Origin of the sequence: Brevundimonas mediterranea (genome assembly GCF_014196125.1) — a bacterium.
In the GTDB taxonomy this organism is placed as follows: domain Bacteria; phylum Pseudomonadota; class Alphaproteobacteria; order Caulobacterales; family Caulobacteraceae; genus Brevundimonas; species Brevundimonas mediterranea.
Genome location: NZ_JACIDA010000002.1, coordinates 906,832 through 928,460, shown reverse-complemented (window position 1 = coordinate 928,460; position 21,629 = coordinate 906,832). Strand labels below are relative to the sequence as shown.

Annotated in this window: 24 protein-coding genes; 14 read left to right on the top strand and 10 right to left on the bottom strand. The window is 69.0% G+C overall.

Annotated elements, in window-relative coordinates:
* The first annotated feature begins 89 nt into the window (after nucleotides 1-89).
* The 5 genes from GGR11_RS13285 to GGR11_RS13265 all read left to right on the top strand — a co-directional run bounded on the left by GGR11_RS13285 (nucleotide 90) and on the right by GGR11_RS13265 (nucleotide 5,904).
* Complete coding sequence (locus tag GGR11_RS13285; protein ID WP_052004990.1) at nucleotides 90-770, top strand: DUF305 domain-containing protein; 681 nt, start codon at nucleotides 90-92, stop codon at nucleotides 768-770.
* Between the two features lie 55 nt (nucleotides 771-825).
* Nucleotides 826-1,296 carry a DUF305 domain-containing protein gene (locus GGR11_RS13280; protein ID WP_035308099.1) on the top strand — a complete coding sequence of 157 codons (471 nt, stop codon included), beginning with the start codon at nucleotides 826-828 and terminating at the stop codon, nucleotides 1,294-1,296.
* Nucleotides 1,297-1,433: 137 nt separating this feature from the next.
* Nucleotides 1,434-3,296, top strand: coding sequence for a copper resistance system multicopper oxidase (locus tag GGR11_RS13275; RefSeq protein WP_035308097.1), 1,863 nt, complete (start codon nucleotides 1,434-1,436; stop codon nucleotides 3,294-3,296).
* The gene (locus GGR11_RS13270) at nucleotides 3,293-4,963 is read left to right on the top strand and encodes a copper resistance protein B (RefSeq protein WP_343051144.1); all 1,671 of its coding nucleotides are present in this window, start codon (nucleotides 3,293-3,295) and stop codon (nucleotides 4,961-4,963) included. Before GGR11_RS13275 ends, GGR11_RS13270 begins: the two co-directional genes overlap by 4 nt.
* Nucleotides 4,964-5,100: 137 nt before the next feature.
* Complete coding sequence (locus GGR11_RS13265) at nucleotides 5,101-5,904, top strand: HAD family hydrolase (protein ID WP_281380229.1); 804 nt, start codon at nucleotides 5,101-5,103, stop codon at nucleotides 5,902-5,904.
* 140 nt (nucleotides 5,905-6,044) lie between these two features.
* Here the strand turns inward: GGR11_RS13265 and GGR11_RS13260 are convergent, their stop codons facing one another.
* The 5 genes from GGR11_RS13260 to GGR11_RS13240 all read right to left on the bottom strand — a co-directional run bounded on the left by GGR11_RS13260 (nucleotide 6,045) and on the right by GGR11_RS13240 (nucleotide 8,287).
* Nucleotides 6,045-6,452: a copper resistance CopC family protein gene (locus tag GGR11_RS13260; RefSeq protein ID WP_052004988.1), complete on the bottom strand. Its 408-nt coding sequence runs from the start codon at nucleotides 6,450-6,452 to the stop codon at nucleotides 6,045-6,047.
* 26 nt (nucleotides 6,453-6,478) lie between these two features.
* The gene (locus tag GGR11_RS13255; RefSeq protein WP_183197649.1) at nucleotides 6,479-6,805 is read right to left on the bottom strand and encodes a hypothetical protein; all 327 of its coding nucleotides are present in this window, start codon (nucleotides 6,803-6,805) and stop codon (nucleotides 6,479-6,481) included.
* A gap of 176 nt (nucleotides 6,806-6,981) precedes the next feature.
* Nucleotides 6,982-7,560 (bottom strand): RNA polymerase sigma factor, encoded by a 579-nt coding sequence (locus GGR11_RS13250; protein ID WP_343051143.1) that lies wholly within the window; start codon nucleotides 7,558-7,560, stop codon nucleotides 6,982-6,984.
* 8 nt (nucleotides 7,561-7,568) lie between these two features.
* Nucleotides 7,569-8,009 (bottom strand): Spy/CpxP family protein refolding chaperone, encoded by a 441-nt coding sequence (locus GGR11_RS13245; RefSeq protein WP_183197647.1) that lies wholly within the window; start codon nucleotides 8,007-8,009, stop codon nucleotides 7,569-7,571.
* On the bottom strand, nucleotides 8,006-8,287 hold the full coding sequence (locus GGR11_RS13240) for a hypothetical protein (RefSeq protein ID WP_088582506.1): 282 nt from the start codon (nucleotides 8,285-8,287) through the stop codon (nucleotides 8,006-8,008). The genes GGR11_RS13245 and GGR11_RS13240 overlap by 4 nt, the downstream gene beginning before the upstream one ends.
* A 116-nt stretch (nucleotides 8,288-8,403) precedes the next feature.
* On the opposite strand from GGR11_RS13240, the gene GGR11_RS13235 reads away from it, so the two are divergent.
* From GGR11_RS13235 to GGR11_RS13220, 4 genes are all read left to right on the top strand, one after another.
* Nucleotides 8,404-9,057, top strand: a complete 654-nt coding sequence (locus GGR11_RS13235; RefSeq protein ID WP_183197645.1) for a DUF2231 domain-containing protein — start codon at nucleotides 8,404-8,406, stop codon at nucleotides 9,055-9,057.
* Nucleotides 9,058-9,155: 98 nt separating this feature from the next.
* Nucleotides 9,156-9,701, top strand: a complete 546-nt coding sequence (locus GGR11_RS13230) for a YybH family protein (RefSeq protein WP_154725689.1) — start codon at nucleotides 9,156-9,158, stop codon at nucleotides 9,699-9,701.
* 50 nt (nucleotides 9,702-9,751) lie between these two features.
* Nucleotides 9,752-10,216, top strand: a complete 465-nt coding sequence (locus GGR11_RS13225; RefSeq protein WP_154725690.1) for a DUF411 domain-containing protein — start codon at nucleotides 9,752-9,754, stop codon at nucleotides 10,214-10,216.
* A gap of 3 nt (nucleotides 10,217-10,219) precedes the next feature.
* Nucleotides 10,220-10,948, top strand: a complete 729-nt coding sequence (locus tag GGR11_RS13220) for a PepSY domain-containing protein (protein WP_183197643.1) — start codon at nucleotides 10,220-10,222, stop codon at nucleotides 10,946-10,948.
* Between the two features lie 41 nt (nucleotides 10,949-10,989).
* On the opposite strand, the gene GGR11_RS13215 is transcribed toward GGR11_RS13220, so the two are convergent.
* Nucleotides 10,990-12,282 (bottom strand): type II restriction endonuclease, encoded by a 1,293-nt coding sequence (locus GGR11_RS13215; RefSeq protein ID WP_183197641.1) that lies wholly within the window; start codon nucleotides 12,280-12,282, stop codon nucleotides 10,990-10,992.
* A 161-nt stretch (nucleotides 12,283-12,443) separates the two neighbouring features.
* On the opposite strand from GGR11_RS13215, the gene GGR11_RS13210 reads away from it, so the two are divergent.
* On the top strand, nucleotides 12,444-12,782 hold the full coding sequence (locus tag GGR11_RS13210) for a hypothetical protein (protein WP_183197639.1): 339 nt from the start codon (nucleotides 12,444-12,446) through the stop codon (nucleotides 12,780-12,782).
* On the opposite strand, the gene GGR11_RS13205 is transcribed toward GGR11_RS13210, so the two are convergent.
* The 3 genes from GGR11_RS13205 to GGR11_RS13195 all read right to left on the bottom strand — a co-directional run bounded on the left by GGR11_RS13205 (nucleotide 12,728) and on the right by GGR11_RS13195 (nucleotide 15,428).
* Nucleotides 12,728-13,438 carry an RNA polymerase sigma factor gene (locus GGR11_RS13205; protein WP_183197638.1) on the bottom strand — a complete coding sequence of 237 codons (711 nt, stop codon included), beginning with the start codon at nucleotides 13,436-13,438 and terminating at the stop codon, nucleotides 12,728-12,730. The genes GGR11_RS13210 and GGR11_RS13205 overlap by 55 nt on opposite strands.
* Nucleotides 13,439-13,761: 323 nt before the next feature.
* The gene (locus tag GGR11_RS13200; RefSeq protein WP_183197636.1) at nucleotides 13,762-14,163 is read right to left on the bottom strand and encodes a PepSY domain-containing protein; all 402 of its coding nucleotides are present in this window, start codon (nucleotides 14,161-14,163) and stop codon (nucleotides 13,762-13,764) included.
* 593 nt (nucleotides 14,164-14,756) lie between these two features.
* Nucleotides 14,757-15,428, bottom strand: coding sequence for a DUF6629 family protein (locus tag GGR11_RS13195; RefSeq protein ID WP_183197634.1), 672 nt, complete (start codon nucleotides 15,426-15,428; stop codon nucleotides 14,757-14,759).
* Nucleotides 15,429-15,588: 160 nt separating this feature from the next.
* Here GGR11_RS13195 and GGR11_RS16830 point away from each other — a divergent pair, with 160 nt between their 5' ends.
* From GGR11_RS16830 to GGR11_RS13180, 4 genes are read left to right on the top strand one after another with little or no spacing between them, the layout of a single operon-like run.
* A complete protein-coding gene (locus GGR11_RS16830) occupies nucleotides 15,589-16,227 on the top strand; it encodes a phosphoketolase family protein (RefSeq protein WP_246331805.1) in 639 nt (212 codons plus the stop codon).
* On the top strand, nucleotides 16,191-17,963 hold the full coding sequence (locus GGR11_RS13190; protein WP_246331803.1) for a phosphoketolase family protein: 1,773 nt from the start codon (nucleotides 16,191-16,193) through the stop codon (nucleotides 17,961-17,963). The genes GGR11_RS16830 and GGR11_RS13190 overlap by 37 nt, the downstream gene beginning before the upstream one ends.
* On the top strand, nucleotides 17,960-19,318 hold the full coding sequence (locus GGR11_RS13185; RefSeq protein ID WP_183197631.1) for an MBL fold metallo-hydrolase RNA specificity domain-containing protein: 1,359 nt from the start codon (nucleotides 17,960-17,962) through the stop codon (nucleotides 19,316-19,318). Before GGR11_RS13190 ends, GGR11_RS13185 begins: the two co-directional genes overlap by 4 nt.
* Nucleotides 19,315-20,841, top strand: a complete 1,527-nt coding sequence (locus GGR11_RS13180) for a thymidine phosphorylase family protein (RefSeq protein WP_343051142.1) — start codon at nucleotides 19,315-19,317, stop codon at nucleotides 20,839-20,841. Before GGR11_RS13185 ends, GGR11_RS13180 begins: the two co-directional genes overlap by 4 nt.
* Here GGR11_RS13180 and GGR11_RS13175 read toward each other — a convergent pair.
* Nucleotides 20,799-21,497: an RNA polymerase sigma factor gene (locus GGR11_RS13175; RefSeq protein WP_183197628.1), complete on the bottom strand. Its 699-nt coding sequence runs from the start codon at nucleotides 21,495-21,497 to the stop codon at nucleotides 20,799-20,801. The two genes, GGR11_RS13180 and GGR11_RS13175, sit on opposite strands and share 43 nt — an antisense overlap.
* Nucleotides 21,498-21,629: the final 132 nt, after the last annotated feature.

Sequence of the window (21,629 nt, the reverse complement as noted above, 5' to 3'; positions counted from 1 at the left end):
AAGTCCGCGTCCCGCCGCCGCCTCGCCGGCGCCCTCTTCAACTAGCCGCCGGCCGATTCGCCGGCGCCGCCCCACGCCGGAGACACCCGATGTTCAACCTGACCTTCACACGCTCGTCCGTTCTGCTCGCCGGCTGTTCCGCTCTCCTCGTGGCGGCGTGCAGCCCGGCCGCCGAGCCGCCGGCGGCCTCCAAGGCCGACGAGTCGGCGCAGACTCCGGAGCCCATGGCGATGGCGCAGACGCCCTTCTCCGCCGCCGAGGCGAGGATGCACGAGGCCATGAGGTCGGCGACGGGAGCCAGCGCCGGAGAGGCATGGGCCCGCAAGATGATCCCCCATCACCAAGGCGCCCTCGATATGTCCCAGATCGTGCTGCGCGACACGCGGGATGCCGACATTCGCCGGATGGCGCAGAAGACCGTCGAGATGCAGACCGGGGACATCGCCGAGCTCCAGCGTTGGCTCGAAACAAACGTGGGGGCCGCAGCCGGTGCGGCAGCGCCGGGCGGAGGCGGTGAGCCGCCGTTCGCGCCGGCCGAAGCGAAAATGATGGAGGCCATGATGGCCGCGACCGGGGTCGACACGGACCAGACCTGGGCTCGCAAGATGATCGCGCATCACCAGGGCGCCCTCGACATGGCCCAGGTGGTGCTGCGCGAAAGCCAGGACGCCGACATCCGGCGCATGGCGCAGAAGACGATCGAGATGCAGACCGCGGACATCGCGGAGCTGCGCGCCTGGCTGGAGGCTCATCCCGCCAGCGCAGGATGATCCGGCGTCGGCGAGAAGTCCCGTTGCAGATTTGCGAGTAGAGGAAGAACAATCGATGGAAAACATGAAGACCATGCACGCCATGAAGGGGAGCTATCGGTCGTTCGCGATCGAGCTCGTCCTGGATTTCATCATCATGTACCTCGTGATGTACACGATGATCGCGTCCCTCAATCATTTCTACTTCAACCTCAACAACGTCTACATGACCCTCATGATGGTCTCGCCTATGGCGATCCTCATGCTGGTGTTCATGCGGTCGATGTATCCGTCGAAACGGACGAATCTGCTGATCGGCGGGGCTGCCGCCCTGGTGTTTGCGGTCAGCTTCTGGGGTATGCGGACCCAGGCGGCGGTGGGAGACACGGAGTTCCTGCGTTCGATGATCCCGCACCACTCCGGCGCCATCCTGATGTGCCAGCAAGCCTCGCTGACGGATCCGGAAGTGCTCGGTCTGTGCGAGGAAATCGTCCGCTCCCAGGAACAGGAGATCGCCCAGATGAAGGCTCTTCTGGCGCGGCGGTAATTCGGCGGGCGGCCGCGAGGGCCGCCGGCGCGGTCGGCTCTGCGGCAGCGTGTCGCGAGGGCCGACCGCGTCGCCTGCGTAAATCCCTATAGATCGTCGCCGTACGGAGGCGCGGTCATGACTTTCAGGAGTATCCCATGAAGCTGGATCGTCGACTACTGCTGCGCGGCGCTGTCGCCGGAGGCGGTCTCGCGGCCCTGCAGGGCTTGATGCCCGCCTGGGCCCAGACAGGTTCGCCGGGGTTGCGGGCGGACCTGCCGACCCTCACCGGCCCGAACATCGACCTGACGATCGGTCAGTCGCCGTTCACCGTGAACGGGCGCACCGCCACGGCCACAACGATCAACGGCGTGCTTCCCGCGCCGGTGCTCCGTTTGCGCGAAGGCCAGAACGTCCGCCTCGCGGTGACGAACCAGCTTGATGAGGACACATCCATCCACTGGCACGGCATCCTGCTGCCGTTCCAGATGGACGGTGTGCCGGGCGTCAGCTTCCCCGGCATCCGCCCGCGCGAGACCTTCGTTTACGAATTCCCGGTCCGGCAGTCCGGCACCTTCTGGTACCACAGCCACTCAGGACTGCAGGAGGCGCTCGGCCATTACGGGCCCATCGTCATCGACCCGGCGGGCGCCGACCCGGTCGCCTACGACCGCGAACATGTGCTGGTCCTGTCGGACTGGAGCTTCATGCACCCGCACGAAATCTTCGACAAGCTCAAGAAGAGCCCCGGTTACTTCAACCGCCAGCGCACCACCCTGGCCGGCCTGCTGGACGGCAGCGACCGGATGAGCCTGGAAGAGCGCCGGATGTGGGGCGAGATGCGCATGGATCCGCGCGACATCCTCGACGTCAACGGCTCGACCTACACCTATCTGATCAACGGCCACGGGCCGCGGGAGAACTGGACCGGTCTGTTCCGGCCCGGCGAGCGGGTGCGGTTGCGCATCATCAACGCCTCGGCCATGTCGATCTTCAACGTGCGAATTCCCGGACTGCCGATGACCGTGGTTCAGGCCGACGGCGAGAATGTGCGCCCGATCGAGACCGACGAGTTCCAGATTTCTGTGGCCGAGACCTATGACGTCATCGTCCAGCCGACCGAGGACCGCGCCTACACCATCGTCTCCGAAGCCATCGACCGATCGGGCATGGGGCGGGCGACCCTGGCGCCGCGTCTTGGAATGACCGCTGAGGTTCCGCCGCTGCGGGAGGTTCCCAACCTGACCATGAAGGACATGGGCATGGGGGACATGGGCGGCATGGGCGGAATGGATCACGGGTCCATGGGAGCCCAGCCGGGCGGAGCCATGGCCGGGATGGACCACGGGGCCATGACCGGAGCCTCCGGCGGAGCCATGGCGGGCATGGATCACGGCGCCGTGCCTGCCCAGCCTGCCGGGGCGATGCCTGGAATGGATCACGGCTCCATGGCCGGAATGAACATGCGCGATCCCGAGAATGCGCCGCCCGACATGGCGGTCGGTGTGGGCGTCGATGCCATCGCGATGGCGCCGGCCAACCGCATGGGCGAGCGTCCGATCGGGCTTCAGGATGTTCCGCATCGCGTCCTCGTCTACACCGACCTCGTCTCGCTCCAGCCCAACAAGGATCAGCGTCCCCCGTCCCGGACGATGGAAATCCATCTGACCGGCAATATGGAGCGGTTCATGTGGGGCTTTGACGGCCGAAAATTCAGCGAGCTGGTCGAGCCGATCCGGTTCGAGCGGGACGAGCGGGTGCGCGTGACCCTGGTCAACGATTCCATGATGGCGCACCCGATCCATCTGCACGGCCATTTCTTCGAACTGGTCACCGGGGGCCCTGCCGGGCACCAGCCGCTCAAACACACTGTCAACGTTCCGCCGGGCGGCAAGGTCAGTTTCGACCTGACCGCCGACAACCCCGGCGACTGGGCCTTCCACTGTCACCTGTTGCTGCACATGCATGCCGGGATGTTCAACGTGGTCACGGTCCGTCCGATGGAAGGAGCCGCATCGTGAAGACGTCGGTCGCGATTCTCCCCCTGATCCTCGCAGCGGCTTCCGCGACGGCGGCGACGTCGGCGCTGGCGCAGAGCCACGCCGGGCATGCCACGCCCGCGCCTGTTCGCCAGGCGCTTCCGGAGGGCTGCGTCGCGCGCGGCTCCTCCACCGCCGATGCATCCCGGATAGGTACGGCCGGAGCGCCGACGTGCCCGACGGGCGCGGTGCCCGTCCGTCTGCCGGCTAGGGCGATGCCGACGGGGCACGACATGTCGACCATGGGTCAGACCCAGCCCGCGCCAGCCATGCCGGCGGGGCACGACATGTCGACGATGGGCCAGACCCAGCCGGCTCCGGCCGCCGTGTCCCCGCATGCCGGTCATGACATGTCGGCCATGGCACAGACCCCGCCCGCGCCAGCCATGCCGGCGGGGCACGACATGTCGACGATGGGCCAGCCCCAGCCAGCTCCGGCCGCCGCGTCCCCGCATGCCGGCCATGACATGTCGACCATGGGTCAGACCCAGCCTGCGCCAGCCATGCCCGCGGGGCACGACATGTCGACGATGGGCCAGACTCAGCCGGCTCCGGCCGCCACGTCCCCGCATGCCGGTCATGATATGTCGACCATGGGTCAGACCCAGCCCGCGCCAGCCATGCCGGCGGGGCACGACATGTCGACGATGGGCCAGACCCAGCCGGCTCCGGCCGCCGCGCCCCCGCATGCCGGCCATGACATGTCGACCATGGGTCAGACTCCGCCCGCGCCGGCCATGCCGGCGGGGCACGACATGTCGATGATGGGCCAGACGCCGACTCCGGCGATGCCGGCCGGTCACGATATGTCGACGATGGGTCAGATGCCGGCCGGACACGACATGTCCGGAATGGCCATGCCGCCCGACGTCCCGACCAGCGCGGACAATCCGGGCCGTCCGCCGGAAGCCCCCGCTCCGGCGGGCGCGGCAACCGGGCCGGCCAATGCCGCCGACCTGCTGTTCGACCCCGCCGAAATGGCGGCGGCCCGCGCCCAACTGCGGGTCGAGCATGGAAATGTGCGCACGACGGCGGTCATCATCGACCAGCTCGAAGCGACCTTCGCCGAAGGCGAAGAAGCCTACGCCTGGGACGCCCAGGGCTGGACCGGCGGCGACATCAATCGCTTCTGGTGGAAGTCGGAAGGGGAAGGCGCCTTCGACGGCGAGGTCGAGGAGGCCGAGATTCAGGCCCTCTACAGCCGAGCGTTCCGACCCTTCTTCGACTTCCAGACCGGCCTGCGGCAAACCTACCGGCCCGAAGGCGACCGGACCGACCTGGTCGTCGGCATCCAGGGTCTGGCGCCCTACTGGTTCGAGGTCGACGCGGCGGCCTTCCTGTCCAACAAGGGCGAACTCACGGCAAGGGCGGAGGCCGAATACGATCAGCGCATCACCAATCGCTGGATCGTCCAGCCCCGGGCCGAGGTGGTGCTGTCGGCGGAGGACATCCCAGAACTCCGGATCGGCTCCGGCCTGTCGTCGCTCCAGATCGGGGCCCGGCTGCGGTACGAGTTCCGCAAGGAGTTCGCCCCCTATGTCGGCGTGGAATGGACCAAGAGCTTCGGCAATACGGCGGACTTCCTGGAAGCCGACGGACGAAGCTCGGAAGACACCCGACTGGTCGTCGGCATTCGGGCCTGGTTCTAGCGAAGGCTGGCGGGTTCATCTTGGTGCCGGGCCCGCGCAGTCAACCAGCGGGGGGGCATGAGGATGCCCTCGCGTGGGTCAGTGCGCCACTATAGCCAGTGTCTTGCGCACGCTGGTGTCCGGCCGGGTGGGGTCCAATGACAGCGACTCGGCGAACCCGGGCCGTCGCTATCGATCTGGATGACACCTTGATCTCAGCCTATCGCCGCCCGGACCTGGCGTGGCGTAGGGTCTGTCAGTTGTACCAGACCGAGCTTGGCGACCTGGCTCCGGACCATGCGGCGCGGGCCCTGACGGAGGCGGGGCGGGCTTTCTGGAGCGATCCGGAAAGCCACGCCATCGGCCGCGGAGCCCCGAGGCAGGCCAGGCGCATCATCGCGGCCAAGGCCTTTGAGGCCCTGCGGCGCGACGGATGTGCGACGCCCTCTCCGGAAATCGCCGAACGCCTCGCCGACGCCTTCAGCCTTCATCGCGACCGGCAGATGCGGCTCGAACCCGGGGCGGACGCCGTGTTGGTCCATCTGCGGGATGCTGGATACCGGCTGGCGCTTCTCACCAACGGCGCCGGTCCCCTGCAGCGCGCCAAGATCGAGCGTTTCGGCCTGGCTTCGCATTTCCACCACATCCAGATTGAAGGCGAGGTCGGCGTGGGGAAGCCCGATCCCGCAGCGTTCAGGCGAATGTTCGCCGCCCTGGCCGTCGAACCGGCAGAGGTCTGCGTCGTCGGCGACAGTCTGGTATGGGACATTCGCCCGGCCATGGCGCTGGGCTGTTTCACCATTCTGTACGACCCGGAGGCTGGCCAAGCTGTAGGACGCGGTTTCGGCGACGCCCACGTTGTGACCCGGACATTGGCGAGCTTGGCGCCCCACCTTCAGGAGCGTAGTTCGCCCCCCGGCCGGATGGATCGCGCCGGCCGGCGATCACGGCGCGCCGACTGAGCCCAGGGCTGAAAGACCATCGCGAGGGGTCAGCCGGGGAGCCGACCGCTGATCGACGACGGAAAAACGCCGCGCGGCAGGTCGCGCGGCGTTCCTTCCACATCCGGCTTCGGCCCCTCAGGAGGCGGGAGGCCGATCCCTCAGTGAACCATGAAACGGACGAGGCCGTTCATCTGGTGGCCGTCGGCGCCCTTCGCGGCCCAGGCGGCGGAATAGGATCCGGGGGCCAGGATGGGGAGGGGCGCGCTGACCGTGGTGACCGGCGCCGCGTCGTCGACCACAGCCACGTCGATGGACCGGGCGTCAGGGCCCGTCAGCCTGAGAGAGGTCAGGGTCATGGCGTGCGGGAACGTCGCCGAGAAGGTCGTCGGCGCGACCGCTAGCATGGCGTTGTCCGCGGGCGCGGTGACGACGCCGTTGGCGGGGGCCTGCATGGCGGCGTGATCCTGCGCCGACATGCCCGCGTGCGAATGGCTCTGGGCCTGGGCGAGGGAGACGGGAGCCAGCGCCGCCAGAGCGGCCAGGCTGGTGAGGATTGAACGGTTCATGAGAGACTTCCTGATGCTTACGTGGACTACTGGTTGGGCGGCATGGTCATGCCGTCCATCTTCGACATGTCATGGCCGGCCATCGGATCGGCCGGCGGCGGCGTCGGGGCGGGTGCTGGCGCCGGCGCGGGGCGGGTCGGTCGGGGCGTCGAGGCCCGGGGGGACGGCGCCGGGGCTGGTGCGGCGGCCTGCGGCTGCGGGGTCGGCTCGGGCGTGGCGACCGGCGCGGCCTCCATCGGGGTCGTCGCCGAGGCGCCCGGCGCCGTCTGGGCCTCGACCGGTTGAGGGTCGGCGGCCGGCTGGCAGGCGCCCAAGGTGATCGCCGCTGCGGCGGCTAGGATCGGGACTCTCATGTGACAAGCTCCTGAAAGAAAAGGGCGATGATCGGGTCGATTTCCCGCGACGCCCTCATACTAGAATACGCGGACGGGCGCCGCATCCCTCGCCGCCTGGAGGTCGATCGACGGAGCGCCGCTGCGGCCCGAGCGGGGCTAAGGCGCGACGAAGGTTCCGAGGACCCTCGAGCTGATCACTCAAGAGCGGCCCGGACAGCGGGCGTGTCGTCCAGCGCCTCGGACAGCTTGCGACGAGCCCGCGCCACGCGGGTCTCCACGGTCTTGATGGAGACACCCAGCATCCCGGCCGTTTCCGCCTGACTGCGGCCTTCGATCGCCGTCAGCAGAAGCGGAGCCTTGAGGTGCGGCGGCAGACGGCTCACGGCCTCGTTCAACCGCGCCAGCCGGGCGTTGGCATCCATCCGGTCATCCACCGCCTCGGCCCCGTCCGGCACGGACATGGCTTCCGGCGACGACAAGTCGACGCCGCCCCGGATGAGCCGCCGAACGAAGCGGCGGCGGCTCCAGTCCCGGCATTTATTGAGCGCGATGGTGCGGATCCAGGCCTCGAAGGGCCGTGTCGGATCGTAGCGTCGGATGCTGATCCAGGCCGCCGCATAGGTGTCCTGCAACAGGTCCCACGCGTCCTGCTCGTCGCCGACATAACGCCGGACAAAGCGGAACAGGCCCGTCTTGGTCTGCCGCATCAACTCGCTGAAGGCCGCCCGGTCGCCGCCGGCGGCGCGGGCTGACAGGTCCGCTGGACTCTCCACCCGGATCGTCAGCCTTCGGCGGGTGCGAGGGCGGCGACGATGCGGTCGTCGAACACCTCCGCCTGGGCCGGCGTCAGCACGGACCGCATCTCGAAGACGTGGGCGATCGTCTCCTTCTGCAAGGCGCCCATGGCGACGTGGAAATGGTCCACCGCCGCCTGGACCTGGGGACCGTCGCCGTCGCTCCTTGCGATCGCGCGCGCCAGTTCCTGATTGGCCGCGCGGACGTCCGCTTCGAGCGCGGGCCGGCGCGCGGCGAACCGGGCTTCGACTGCGTCGATGCGGGTCAGCTGGTCGGGCGAGAGCTTCAGGTCGTGGTGCACGATGTCGTGCAGGGATGGCGGTTCGCGCCGGCTCAGCACCCAGCTGGCGCTGATCCAAGTGCCCGCGCCGCTGGCGACCGCCGCCAGGACGGCCGTCAGGGCGATGGCCTGCCAGCCGCGCTTCATCGGCCGGTTTCCAGTCTCACCAGAGGCGACAGGCCCGCGTCGACCGTGAAAATGGCCATCTCCCCGGCCGGTCTGGGGGCGGCGACCGCGCCGACGCCGCCTGCCGTCAGGCCGGTGACCAGGGCCATGGCGACGGCCCCCAAACGCAGTTGCGACGCGAGCCTTTCGCCGCGAAGCGCGTCGACCCGGCTCCAGACGAGCGGTTCGAGCCCGTCGAGCGACCGGCCCAAGGGCGTCGCCGCCGATCCGGCCAAAAGATCATCCAAATTACGCGCCATCGAACACTCTCCTTGCGCCCCTAATCCCTACTACGCCGAAACAAGCCAAATCCCTCAAACGAGGGGACGGCCTCCCCGGTGCGTAGTTAGCAGAAGGGACGGGATGGGAGAGAACAATGTCGATACGCAAACTTCTGTCGGGGATCGCCCTGGTGGTGGCGCTGTCTGTCAGCGCGCCCGCGTTCGCGCACGAGGATCATGACAAGCAGGCCGCGGCCCGTGCCCAGGCCGCCGCGCCGGCGGGCGCCGTGCCAGAAGGCGGCGTGATGGCCATGCCGGGAATGGCTATGGACATGGACCACGGGGCCATGACGGCGGACGAGGGTCCCAAGCCAATGCCCGAGCGCCTGTATCGCTGGCTCGGGGCCATGCATCCGGCCGCGGTGCATTTCCCCATCGCGCTGTTCCTCGTCGCCGCCCTTCTCGAGATCGCCGCGCTGACGCTCCGCCGGCCTGTCCTGACCCAGGGCACCCGCGTCATTATCGCCCTGGCCGCGATCTCTGCGCTCGCCGCGGTGGCGCTGGGATGGTTCGCTATGGGGCTGCCCGGGAAGGACGATGTGACTCACCTCTACCATCGGTGGCTCGGCACCTCGATCGCCGCGCTCGGCCTGCTGAGCTGGTGGGCGAAGGAGCATTGGGTCCGCCGACCGGGACGCCGGCGTGAGCTGATCTACGTCGGCCTGTTGACGCTCACCGCCGCCGCCGTGATGGTCAACGGCCTGCTGGGCGGGATGCTGACCCACGGCGTGAGACATCTTATGTTCTGACGGCCTCAAGGACACGCGTCGCCCGCCCCATAGTTTTCCATCCACTTTCGCCGGACCAGGACGCTTTCGCGGCCGCGGCTAACCAGGAGCTTTGATCCATGTCGTTTCGTTCAGCACTCGCCGGATCGGCGCTCGCCGCCGTCCTCGCTACCTCCGCCCAGGCCCAGACCCAGGCGCCCCACTCTCACGCCCCCGGCTCGGCCCACACCCCAGGCTCGGCACACGCTCCCGGCCATGCGCAAGCCGCTGACGAGGCGCAGGTCCGAACCGTCGTCGCCGCCTACAAGGACGCCATTACCCGGATGGACGTGTCACAGACCCCGGCTCTGTTCTGGGAGGACTCGGCGATTTTCGAGAACGGCGGCGTAGAGGGGACTTTCGCCTATTACCTCGAGCACCATCTCGGACCCGAGTTTACCGATCTGGCGGGTTTCGAGTTTCGCAACCACGAGATGACAGTGGAGATCGACGGCGATACCGCATTCGTGAGCGAGACCTACACCTATCACATCACCTTCAAGGACACGGCGCGCGAACCGATCGAGCGTCGCGGCGTCGCCACAAGCGTCCTGCGCAAGCGGGGCGACGAGTGGAGGTTCGCCATCTATCACTCTTCGGCCCGGCCCTTGCGCCGGGCGACCTGAAGACGCGGAAACGGGTTGCCCGGCCTCCCGATCACCAGAGTAATGAGCCAATGATAAAGTCGCTTTCGCGCCGCTCCCTTCTGATCCTCGGCGTCAGCGCCTCGGCAGCCGCGGCCTGCGCTCAAACCCCTCGTCCTTCGTCCGACCTCGCCGTCTACAAATCGCCCACCTGCGGCTGCTGCGGCGCATGGGTTGAACACATGACAGCGGCGGGGTTTCAGGCGCGGATAACCGAGGTGACCGACCCCGGCTCGGTCCGCCGCGCCCAAGGCGTTCCCGAGTCCTTGGCGTCCTGCCATACGGCCTTGATTGGCGGATATGTGCTGGAAGGTCATGTGCCGGCGGAGGATGTGCGCAGACTCCTGGCTGAACGTCCGGAGGCCGTGGGTCTCGCGGTGCCGGCGATGCCGCTGGGATCGCCCGGGATGGAGACGCCCGACGGCCGGCGGGAGCCTTACGAGACCTTGTTGATCCTCAAGAGCGGCGGCACGCGTGTGTTCGCGCGTCACGGCTAGGGCATGAAGATTCTCAAGCTCTCCACCCAGCTGCACAAATGGATCGCGCTGGTCGTCGGTCTTCAGGTGCTGTTCTGGGTCGGCGGCGGTCTGGTGATGACGGCCATCCCGATCGAGACGGTGCGCGGCGAACATCGCGCGGTCGAACTCAAGCCGGGTCCGCTGGAGCTCGGCGCGCTTCCGGCCCTCGGCGAGATCGCCCGTCGGGCCGGCGTCGCGCCCGTCCAGGCGGAGCTTCATTCCACGCCGAGGGGGCCGGCCTGGACCCTGAAGCCGGCGGCGGGCGAGCCGGTCATCGTGTCCGCCGCGACAGGTCGGCCGTTCGGACCGATGTCCGCCGCCGAGGTCTCGGCCTTCGCCAAGCGCGCCTACAAGGGTGAGGCGGGGGTTTCGGGCGCCGTGCTCCTGACCACGGCGCCAGAGGAGACGGGACGGACCGGGCCGCTTTGGCGCGTCGACTTCGCAGATCGCGAGAAGACCTCCTTCTACCTGTCGCCCGCCACCGGCGAGGTGGTGACGCGCCGCTCGGGCGTCTGGCGGATTTTCGACTTCTTCTGGCGTCTCCATGTCATGGACTGGAACGACGGCGAGGATTTCAATCACCCCCTGATCATCATAACCACAGCCTTGACGCTGAGCATCGTGGTTTCAGGGTTCATCCTGCTCTGGATTCGGCTGGCGCGGGATCTGAAGGCGGCTCGGGCCTCGCAGCGCGCCGTCCGGCGAGAGTGACGCGCCCCCGGATCGATTGCCGACCGCCGCCCGGCCCGCCATCAGATCAGGCGGTGGGAGATTTCTGTCAGGGCCCGAAGGTCGGTCCCGAAGCGGGCGATTGAAGCCCGGTGCCGTTCCAGTTCGCCATAGGGAAGGTAGCGCACGTCAAGGTCCGCGATCCGGCTGAAGGCGGGCCGCCGCAACTGGGCGCCGACATCGCCCTCGCGGCTGTCTGGCGCCACCAGGAACAGGCCTGCGGACGTATGGAGCTCGCCAGACAGGGCGAGGTCCAGCATACGCACGACGCCGGAATAAATCGTGGTGGAGTGTTCGACCTCAAAGGCGGCTGTCACGCGATCCGCGCCGGCCTCCAGCCAGAGGACGTCGATGAGGCGGATCGACTCTGCACCCGCGCCGTTCGCCAGCGCCGCGGGCAGCTGGTCCAGACAACCCTCACCGAGACGCGCGCCGTCATAAGGCCGGCTGCGGTCATTGGCGGCGATCCACACGCGATAGCCGAGCGCTCGCCCCAGATCCCGGATCCATGCCTGAACTTCGGTGTGGGTGCGATCAGTGTCGCGTTGCTGCAGCGCGGTCTTCTCGAACTTCACCGCTTCAGCCCGGGCTTCAGCCAGCCGCCGATCCCAGTCACGGTCAGAGAGATCTTCGCTTTCCAGGGGCGGAGCGGGGTATCGTCCTGACCCGACATCGAACAGGAAGCCCGCGATGGCGCCCAGGTCGTTTGACAGCAGGTCGCGATAGCGGGCGTTGAGTTCCAGAATTCCCTCACGCATGGCCAGATAGTGCTCCCAACTGCCCAGCTTCACTTTCGACCCGGTGATTGCGTTGTAGCCATTGACGATGGCGGTGTTGAACGGCGGGGCGTGCGTGGGATGCAAGAAGTAGATCAGGTTGGCCACGGCCGGCCCGAGGCCCTTGATCTTGAGCTGATCGATCGTGCGGATGCCGGACAGGATCTCGGCGCCGGTTGAACAGCAGCTGCAGTGATGCAGCAGACGGCCAAAGGCGCGCTGGTTGGGCGGGTTCTCGTAGATGTCGGGAATCCGGAGCTTGGGCTTCCACAGGAACGCGTGGTCGGCGCCCCTGAATATCTGGCGTTGTTCGGCGACCGAATGGACGATGGTCTCCAGCGACGAGCCACGATAGGCGACGCCGAACCGGCCCGCCTCGATCTCCTCGACGACCTGACCGATGCCCCGCCGGATGGACCGGAAATTCTTCAGCCGTTCATCCCACAGGAACCACGTCCTATAGGTGGCCGAAGGATCGTCGCGCCACTGCTCGATAAGCTCTTGAAGTCGATCCGGCACGCCGCCCCCACAGAACTCCATCGCCGTCCCAGCCTAGTCAGATTGGTGCGGAAGCGCCACCGGCGCCAGGCGGGTGGCGGTTGGGCGCAGGGTCCCGACGCTGGTCGCCTGGCAAGGGAGTCGCGCGCCAGCCGCCATGCCGACTTCGCCATGGTGATGGGCGTGACCGGAGACAGGGCGCCATGACCGCGACCACGACCACGACGAGGAGCGCCAGAGCGAGGAGGGTTTCCATCACCAGGTCGAGCTTCAGACGTCCGACCGCGCCGGAAGTCCTTGGGAATGTGACGGGCGCTGGCGAGATCCGGGGCCAGGTGGACGCGATTTGCGGCCGCCAGGACCAGCATGCGCGCGAAGATGAACAGCTTGCCCACCAGCACGGGCCGATGCGCGTCCGCCTTGGCATGGAAGTGGCGGCCGGCGACCCCTTGGCCACGGTTCATTCGGAAACCCCGGGCGAACGGGATTACGCCCTGGAATATGCGGCGTCGCATGGCGACCGGATCGAAGTCGATGTCTGATGCTCCAAAGTCCCGGCCCGCGTCGCGCGGGCGGTGGCCGCGGCCGCCAGGGCGCAGGGCTCCGGGCAGGCCTGGCAGTGCGCCAGCATCTGCCGCCGCAGCGCGGCGCGGCCCCGGTGCACCCGCACGCCGACGTTGTTGGCGGCCAGTCGCATCTCGCCGGCGATCGCCGCCAAAGGGACATCTTCCATTTCCGCCTTGCGCAGCAGGCGAGCGGTTTCCGGCGGAAGCTCGGCGAGGGCCTGCGCGAGACAGTGCAGCGCGCGGTGGACGTCGTCGTTAGTTCCGTTCCCCTCGTCATATCGGGGCTCGGCGTCGAGGGCGTTCGTCAACCGGGCTCGAGCCGCGTTGCGGCGGTAACGATCGAACAGGGCGTTGCGCAACGCGATCCCGAGCCAGGCGTCCACCTTGCCAGAGTCGGTCAGCCGGCCCGCCGCCAGGGTCACCTTGAGAGCGAATTCCTGCAGGACGTCCTCGGCGTCTTCGGGCGAGCGCAGCCGTTTGACGAGGTAGCGCAAATGCGTCGGACGATCCTCGCGGAGACGGCGCTCGACGAGGCGGCGAATTTCAGCCGCCGGCGTCGCGGAGGCAGCAAGCCGGGGGTATGTGGACGGTGTTCCCCGGCTGGAAGCGGTGACGAGGCTCTGTAAACTCATGGTTGGTCCCCTGCATGAAGTCAGTGAAGATTCCTGAGTAAGCAACGCCTAGATTTGTGCTGAATCAAGTGCTTAAAAAGATTCCCTTCGACTCCTGTTTTGTTGAGGGATACGGAGCGGCTATGCGTATAGACATCCGCTTCACCCGGTTTCCACCAGCCGATGTCGTCGGATGCCCCGCCTGCTCTTTCCGCAGGAGGTTCCCCGTCAAGCCAAACCGGCGCCGGGCGGTGTGGCGGATCAGCTCCGCCCGGACGACCTCACCGTCCGCCGAACAGCTGGAGCATCTCCGGCTGGAGGAGCCGCCCTGTCCGCTGCGGCGCTCAGCGGGCCTCGGTCACCAGGGACAACGCGGTACTGGCGAAGCTAGATCGGCGCCGCCCCTGACGTAGCGGGCTGCCGGGCGCCCATGCCGGCGCCGAGCCGCAGCCGTTTGAGCAGATCCACAGCAGGATGAACCCCGAGACCACGATGCTCAGCGTCAACGCCGTGGTGATGATGATCAGGGGGTGGTTGAAATCCTCGCCGTCGTTCCAGTCCATGACATGGAGACGCCAGAAGAAGTCGAAGAGGCGCCAGACGCCGGAGCGGCGCGTCACCACCTCGGCGGTCGCCGGAGACAGGTAGAAGCTGGTCTTTTCGCGATCGGCGAAATCCACGCGCCAGAGCGGGCCCGTCCGCCCCGTCTCCCGGGGCGCTTCGGGCAGCAGCGCGACGCTGGACACCCTCCGCCGTTCCCCGATAGGCGCGCCGGGCGAAGGCCGAGGCTTGGCCGGCCGACAGGGGACCGAACGGTTGCCCCGTCAGGGCGGACACGACGACCGGCTGGCCGCTGGCCGGCGTCAACGTCCAGGCGGGTCCGCGGGGCGTATTGTGAAGCGCGGCCTGCGCGGGGGCGACGCCGGCTTGCCGGGCGATATCGCCGAGCGGCGGCAGGGCGGCGAGCGCCAGCGGCGCCGTGGGCTGCTCGGCCACCCGGTGTTCGCTGCGGACCGTCTCGATCGGGATGGCCGTCATCACCAGACCGCCGCCGACCCAGAACAGGACCTGGAGGCCGACCACGAGCGCGATCCATTTGTGCAGCTGGGTGGAGAGCTTGAGAACCTTCATGACCGGGTCCCTTCCCAGGCGTGGCGCGCGAAGACGCGCGTACCGCCGACCGGCGCCGGGCGGTGTGGCGGATCAGCTCCGCCCGGACGACCTCACCGTCCGCCGAACAGCTGGACCACGTCGGCGGGATCGCTGCGCATCAGCACCACGTCGGCGGCGCGCCGCCCGGCCGGAGTGACGCCACCCGCGCGACGGCCCGCGCGACGCCTCAGCAGGGCGCGGGCGACGCCGCCGGCTTCCGGGAGAGGGCCCAGATCAGATACAGGGACGCCGCCGCGCCGCCGAAGCAGAAGACCGAGATATAGGCCCACTGGAAGAAGCCGACGGTGACCGCCAGCACCAGCGCCACCAGGCTGCCGAACACCCTTGCCGTGCGATCCGTCGAAAGCAGCAGCGGGACGATGATGATCGTGACATAGACAAGGTAGGTCATGGGCCGGCCGATGACCGCGTCGAGCAGTTCGGTGTCGCTGTAGCGGATCGCGCGGGGCAGCAGGGTGACCTGCAGCCAGCCCTCGTGGACCAGATAGGGAATGAACTGAACCGCCCCCAGGGCGGCCCCGGCGACCGCGAACACCAGATAGGCCGCGCGCCGCCGGTGCGGCTCGATGAAATACACCGAGACCGGCAGCCAGATCGGCCAGGCCACCCAGGCGAAGAACATATAGGCGAGGGAATAGAGGCGGGCGCCCTCCGGATCGCCGCCGGAGCCCGCCACCCAGATGAACCCCTCCATCAGTTGCTGGAGGCCCAGAAGGATCGGCAGAGCGGCCAGCATGGCGTAGCGCGGATCACGCCTCAGCGCCGTCGCCACGGTGAAGCCGCCGGTCGGGATCAGCAGGGCGGCGGCGGCGAAGCTCACGGGCGCCGACAGGCACATCTCGTCATCCGTTTCATCAGGCAGGCGATCATCTTGGCGCCCCGGGGGACCGCGCGCAAGGCGCGGCGACATCGATCCCCCCGCCGTAAGCATTCCGTGCGAGCGGCGTCATACGCACGACCGGATCGAGGCCGGACGCTGACGGACGGACGAGGAATCGATGCGCTGGGCGGAGACATGGCGGGGCGGCTACGGGCCGTTGGTGCGGAGCCCGGAGACCGTCGAGCGGTTGGCCGCGACGACCGACCGCCTCGTGCGGCGCGGCGTCTGGCCGGACGAGGAGTCGGTCCACCGTCTGCTGGCCGCGGCTGATCGGCTGGCCAGCGCCGCTCTGTGGCTGGTGGCGCACATGACCTACGCGCGCCGCGTGGACCTGTCCGGCGCGACCCTGCCGGCGGAGGCCTTCAAGGCCGCGCCGGAGGGACATACCGGGGGATCGCTGAACATGGTCCCGGCCTTCGTGGGCTATCTGCTCGCCAATGCGCTGTCCGGGGGAACGCGCGCCTGGATCATGGGGCAGGGCCACTGCGTCGCCGCCGTGGAGGCGGTCAACGCCCTGACCGGGGACGTCTCGCCGGGACAGACGGGTCGCTACGATCGCTCCGACGCCGGCCTGTCCCAGCTGGCGGCCGACTTCTACAGCTATGCGATCGGTCCCGACGGCCGCCCCGCGGTTCCCCTCGGCAGTCACGCCGGCCCCGGGACGGCGGGCGCCGTCTCGGAGGGCGGCTATCTCGGCTCGCCGAGCTCGAATATGTCCACATGCCGCTGCGCGGCGAGAGCCTGGTCGCCTTCCTGAGCGACGGCGCCTTCGAGGAGCAGCGCGGCTCGGACTGGTCGCCGCGCTGGTGGCGGGCGGAGGACTGCGGCCTCGTCACGCCCGTCATGATCCTCAACGGACGCCGCATCGAGGAACGCACCGAGATCGCCCAGGACGGCGGCGCGGACTGGCTTGACCGCCACCTGCGCCTGAACGGGTTCGATCCGATCGAGATCGACGGCCGCGACCCCGCCGCCGTGGCCTGGGCCATCCTGGAATCCGAAGAGCGGCTGAAGCGTTTCACCGCCGATCCCAACCGCCTCTATCCGGCGCGGCTGCCTTATGTGGTCGCCCGCACCGTCAAAGGCTTCGGCTTTCCCGGGGCGGGGACCAACCGGGCCCACAACCTTCCGCTGGAGGGAAACCCGCACACCGATTCAGCGGCGCGCGCCGCCTTCAACGCCGCCGCCGCCGCCCTCTTCGTGCCGCCGCGCGAACTCGAGCCCGCGCTCGGCGCCCTGGCGACGCATGAACTGCAGCGCCGTCCGCTCGAGAGCGGCCATCCGGCCGCGCGGCGAGCGCCGCCGGCGCCGGTCCGGCCCGCGCCGTCTCCGGAGGCCGGACCGCGTTCGCCCATGGCGGCGATCGACGACTGGTTCGTGTCGTTCGTCGACGCCAATCCGGGCCTGCGCGTCCGGCTCGGCAACCCGGACGAACTCCGCAGCAACGGCATGGGACGGACGCTCGAGCGGCTCCGCCACCGGGTGAACCGCCCGGAGCCGGGCCTGCCGGAAGCGGTGGACGGGGCCGTCGTCACGGCCCTGAACGAGGAGGCCGTGGCCGGCGCGGCCCTGGGCAACAAGGGCGGCCTCAACCTGATCGTCAGCTACGAGGCCTTCGCCGTGAAGATGCTGGGTCTGCTGCGCCAGGAGATCCTCTTCGCGCGGCGGCAGCGGGAGATCGGCGTCCCGCCGCAATGGCTGAGCGTGCCGCTGGTCGCCACCTCCCATACCTGGGAGAACGGCAAGAACGAACAGTCGCATCAGGATCCGACCCTGGCCGAGGCGCTGCTCGGGGAGATGTCCGACACCGCGCGGGTGCTGTTCCCGGTCGACGCCAACAGCGCCGTGGCCGCGCTTCGCGGCGTCTACGGCGGCCGCGGCGAGGTCGCCTGTCTCGTCGTCCCGAAACGGATCGGGCCCTGCCTGGTCGACGCCGCCGCCGCCGAGGCCCTGTGGGCGAGGGGCGCGGGGGTGATTCACGGCGACCCGGCCGCGGCCGAGATGCAGATCGTCGCGGTCGGCGCCTATCAGGCCCGAGAAGCCATCGCCGCCGCCGTCCGGCTGGAACGGAGCGGCCGCCGGGTCTGCGTCGTGGCCCTGCTCGAGCCGGGCCGGTTCCGGGCCCCGCGCGACGAGATCGAGGCGAGGCATACCGCGTCGCCCGAGGACCTGGAGGCCTGCTTCCCCGAGCGCCTGCCGCGCCTGATCCTGACCCATACGCGGCCCGAGCCCATGCTCGGCCTGCTGCGCCGCCTCGACGGCGGACCCCGACGCACCCGGGCTCTGGGCTACATCAGCCGCGGCGGAACCCTCGACACCCCGGGCATGCTGTTCGCCAACCGGTGCACCTGGGCCCATGCAGCGGTTGCCTGCGCGGACCTCCTCGGCGCCGACGCGTCCGGCGTTCTCACCCCCGCGGAACTGGCCGCCGTTCGCGGCGACGCCCACCCCCGCATCCTGCAAGTCTCACCCCCGGAAGGATCTTCCTCGTGATCAGTCTCACCAGCCTCGGCGGCGCCGGCACCGTCACCGGATCAAAACACCTGCTGGAGGCGGACGGCCGCCGCATCCTGGTCGACTGCGGCCTGTTCCAGGGCCTCAAGACCCTGCGCGAGCAGAACTGGGCCCCCCTGCCGATCGAGCCGTCCAGCATCGACGCGGTGGTGCTGACCCACGCCCACCTGGACCATTCCGGCTATCTGCCCAAACTGGTCAAGGACGGATTCCGCGGACCCATCCTGGCCAGCGCCGCCACACGGGACGTGGCGGAAATCATCCTGCGCGACAGCGGCCACATCCAGGAGAAGGACGCCGAGCAGGCGACCCGCTACGGCTACGGCAAGCACAAGCCGGCCTTGCCGCTCTATGGGGTTCATGACGCGGAGCGCGCGGTGGAGCGCTTCGCCCCGACGCCGTTCCACACGTCGGTCCAGCTGCCGGGCGGAGCCAGCCTGATGCTGCGGCGCGCCGGGCACATCCTCGGCGCGGCCACCGCCGAGGTGACCTGGAACGGGACGAAGATCCTCTTCTCCGGCGACCTCGGCCGCTATGGCGACGCCACCATGGTCGATCCCGAGCCCGTGGCGGAGGCCGACTATGTGGTCGTGGAATCGACCTATGGCGACCGGCGCCACGACCCCCAGGACCCCACGGAAGCCCTCGGCGAGGTCATCGAGCGGACCACCGCGCGCGGCGGGACCGTCGTCATCCCCACCTTCGCCGTCGGCCGGGCCCAGTCGCTGCTGTACCACATCTGGCGGCTGAAGCAGGCGGGGCGGATCGGCCTGACGCCGATCTACATGGACAGTCCGATGGCGATCAACGCCACCGACCTGCTGTGCGCGCATCTGGAAGACCACCGCATGCCGCCCGACGTGTGCGACGCCGCCTGCGCCGTCGCCACCTATGTGCGCGACGTGGAGGCGTCCAAGAAGCTCACCGCAAGCCCCATGCCCAAGGTGATCCTGTCGGCGAGTGGCATGGCCACCGGCGGGCGGGTGCTCCATCACATCAAGGCCTTCGGCCCGGATCGGCGCAACACCATCCTGTTTTCGGGCTTCCAGGCGGCCGGAACCCGCGGGCGTTCGATGGTCGAGGGCGCCAGGGAGGTGAAGATCCACGGCGGGTGGGTCCCCATCCAGGCCGAGGTCGCCAATCTGCCCATGCTTTCGGCTCACCCGGACGCCGAGGAAATCCTGCGCTGGCTGTCCGGCCTCAAGCGGCCCCCGCGCAAGGTCTTCATCGTTCATGGCGAACCGCATGCGTCCGACGCCCTGCGCGTCCGCATCCAGGACCGGTTCGGATGGGACTGCGTCATTCCCCAGATGATGGAGCGTCACGCGCTGTGACCCGCCTGTCCAACCCGTCCCACGCCGCGGTTCCTTCCCTGAAGGCGCGCCGCTTCGGTCTTCACGCCCAGCACGAGTCGATCGTGCTGATGCGGCGAGACTGCCCGGTCTGCCGCTCCGAGGGCCTGTCGTCGCGCGCCCAGGTGGTGCTGTCGGCCGGGGGCCGCGAGGTCTACGCCACCCTGTACCAGATGGAAGGGGACCTCCTCGGCCACGACGAAGTCGCGCTCTCCGAAGAGGCGTGGCGCCTGCTGGGGGTGGCGCCGGGCGACCCCGTCGCCGTGCGACACGCGCCGGCCATCGAGTCCATGTCCAGCGTCCGCCGCCGGATCTATGGCGCGCGGCTGGACGAAACGGCGATCCAGGGGGTCATCCGCGATGTGGCCGCGGGGCGCTACACCTCCATTCATCTGGCGGCCTTTCTGACCGCCACCTCCGCCCTTCCGCTGGACGAGGCCGAGACGGTCGCCCTGACCCGCGCCATGGTGGACGTGGGAGACCGCCTGAGCTGGGCCGCCGACGTGGTCATGGACAAGCACTGCATCGGCGGTTTGCCCGGCAACCGGACGACGCCGATCGTGGTGGCGATCCTCGCCGCCTGCGGCCTGGTCGCCCCCAAGACCTCCTCGCGCGCCATCACCTCGCCGGCCGGAACGGCCGACACGATGGAGACCCTGGCGCCGGTCGATCTCGACGTGGGCGCGATGCGGCGGGTGGTCGAGGCCGAAGGCGGTTGCGTCGTCTGGGGCGGCGCGGTCCGGTTGAGCCCGGTGGACGACATCTTCATCCGCATCGAACGGGTTCTCGACGTCGACACCGACGGCCAGCTCATCGCCTCGGTTCTGTCCAAGAAGATCGCGGCCGGCTCGACCCATGTGGTGCTGGACCTCCCGGTCGGTGCGACCGCCAAGGTGCGCTCTGCGGAGGCGGCCGGAGCGCTGGCCGCGCGGCTGACGGCCGTGGCGAGCGGCTTTGGAATTCGGGCGCTGTGCCTGCAGACGGACGGCTCACAGCCCGTGGGCGTCGGCATCGGGCCGGCCCTGGAGGCCCGCGACATCCTCGCCGTGCTGCAGAACCGTCCCGGGGCGCCCGCGGATCTGCGAGCGCGCGCCTGCCTGCTGGCGGGCGCCGCACTCGAACTGGCCGGGCGGGCGGCCGCGGGGGAGGGAGTGACCGCCGCCGAGGGCGTGATCGCCGATGGGCGCGCCTGGACGAAATTCCAGCGGATCTGCGAAGCCCAGGGCGGGATGCGCGTCCCGCCCACGGCGGGCCAGCGCGCCGTGATCCGGGCGACCCGGTCGGGTCGGGTGATCCTGGTTAACAACCGCCAGATCGCGACCCTGGCGAAACTGGCCGGCGCACCCGAACGCAAGGCGGCCGGTCTGGAGATGCACGTCCGCCTCGGGATGGAGGTGGCGGCGGGCGACGCCCTGGCCACGGTCCACGCGGAGAGCCGGGGCGAACTCGATTACGCCATGGTCTATGCGGCGTCGCACACCGACCTGATCGAGGTCGAAGGCTGAGGCCGCAGGGGATCAACGAGGGTCGCGCGGACGGAGGCGGCGACCGCCAGGGCGCAGGGATCGGGACAGAGCCCGCAGCGGGCCCGCATTCCCTCCCGCAGCACGGCCCGGGCCCGGTGGACCCTCACGCCGACATTGTTGGCGGTCAGATGCATCTCGCCGGCGATCGTCGCCAGCGGAGTCCTTTCCAGTTCCGCTCTCCGGAGCAGGCTGGCGGTTTCGGGCGCCAGATCCGCAAGAACCAGCGCGAGGCAACGGAGCGACTGGGCAAGCTCGTCATCCGCGGGGTTCTCCCCGTCGCAGGCCGCCTCGGCGCTCAGCGCCTCTGTCAACCGCGCCCTGGCCGCGTTGCGGCGATAGCGGTCGAACAGGGCGTTGCGAAGCGCGACCCCGAGCCAGGCGTCCACCTTGCCGGGATCGGTGAGCCGGCTGGCCGCCAGCGTGGCCTTGAGGGCGAACTCCTGCAGGACATCTTCGGCGTCTTCGTGCGACCGCAGCCGTTTGAGGAGGTAACGAAGGTGCGCCGGGCGATCGTCGCGCAAGCGGCGCTCGACAAGGCGTCGAATCTCGGCCGCCGGTGTCGCGCGGGCGGCCAGTCGGGGGGCGACGGCTCGTATTCCCTGGTCACGCGCCGCGATGGGGCTCTGCAAGCTCATGGACCTTCTCCTGCATGAAGTCAGGGAGCACTCACGGACAAGCAACGCCAAGATTTGCGTTGAATCAAGTGCTTGAAAAGATTCCCCTCAGCGCCTGTTTTGTTGAGGGATACTCAATCGTGATGCGTATTG

Bases quoted from the DNA above. Each gene is read 5' to 3' on its own strand.
- GGR11_RS13285 (WP_052004990.1), top strand. From the start codon at position 90: ATGTTCAACCTGACCTTCACACGCTCGTCCGTTCTGCTCGCCGGCTGT.
- GGR11_RS13280 (WP_035308099.1), top strand. From the start codon at position 826: ATGGAAAACATGAAGACCATGCACGCCATGAAGGGGAGCTATCGGTCG.
- GGR11_RS13275 (WP_035308097.1), top strand. From the start codon at position 1,434: ATGAAGCTGGATCGTCGACTACTGCTGCGCGGCGCTGTCGCCGGAGGC.
- GGR11_RS13265 (WP_281380229.1), top strand. From the start codon at position 5,101: ATGACAGCGACTCGGCGAACCCGGGCCGTCGCTATCGATCTGGATGAC.
- GGR11_RS13260 (WP_052004988.1), bottom strand. From the start codon at position 6,452: ATGAACCGTTCAATCCTCACCAGCCTGGCCGCTCTGGCGGCGCTGGCT.
- GGR11_RS13255 (WP_183197649.1), bottom strand. From the start codon at position 6,805: ATGAGAGTCCCGATCCTAGCCGCCGCAGCGGCGATCACCTTGGGCGCC.
- GGR11_RS13245 (WP_183197647.1), bottom strand. From the start codon at position 8,009: ATGAAGCGCGGCTGGCAGGCCATCGCCCTGACGGCCGTCCTGGCGGCG.
- GGR11_RS13240 (WP_088582506.1), bottom strand. From the start codon at position 8,287: ATGGCGCGTAATTTGGATGATCTTTTGGCCGGATCGGCGGCGACGCCC.
- GGR11_RS13235 (WP_183197645.1), top strand. From the start codon at position 8,404: ATGTCGATACGCAAACTTCTGTCGGGGATCGCCCTGGTGGTGGCGCTG.
- GGR11_RS13230 (WP_154725689.1), top strand. From the start codon at position 9,156: ATGTCGTTTCGTTCAGCACTCGCCGGATCGGCGCTCGCCGCCGTCCTC.
- GGR11_RS13225 (WP_154725690.1), top strand. From the start codon at position 9,752: ATGATAAAGTCGCTTTCGCGCCGCTCCCTTCTGATCCTCGGCGTCAGC.
- GGR11_RS13220 (WP_183197643.1), top strand. From the start codon at position 10,220: ATGAAGATTCTCAAGCTCTCCACCCAGCTGCACAAATGGATCGCGCTG.
- GGR11_RS13215 (WP_183197641.1), bottom strand. From the start codon at position 12,282: ATGGAGTTCTGTGGGGGCGGCGTGCCGGATCGACTTCAAGAGCTTATC.
- GGR11_RS13210 (WP_183197639.1), top strand. From the start codon at position 12,444: ATGACCGCGACCACGACCACGACGAGGAGCGCCAGAGCGAGGAGGGTT.
- GGR11_RS13205 (WP_183197638.1), bottom strand. From the start codon at position 13,438: ATGAGTTTACAGAGCCTCGTCACCGCTTCCAGCCGGGGAACACCGTCC.
- GGR11_RS13195 (WP_183197634.1), bottom strand. From the start codon at position 15,428: ATGTGCCTGTCGGCGCCCGTGAGCTTCGCCGCCGCCGCCCTGCTGATC.
- GGR11_RS16830 (WP_246331805.1), top strand. From the start codon at position 15,589: ATGCGCTGGGCGGAGACATGGCGGGGCGGCTACGGGCCGTTGGTGCGG.
- GGR11_RS13190 (WP_246331803.1), top strand. From the start codon at position 16,191: ATGCCGCTGCGCGGCGAGAGCCTGGTCGCCTTCCTGAGCGACGGCGCC.
- GGR11_RS13175 (WP_183197628.1), bottom strand. From the start codon at position 21,497: ATGAGCTTGCAGAGCCCCATCGCGGCGCGTGACCAGGGAATACGAGCC.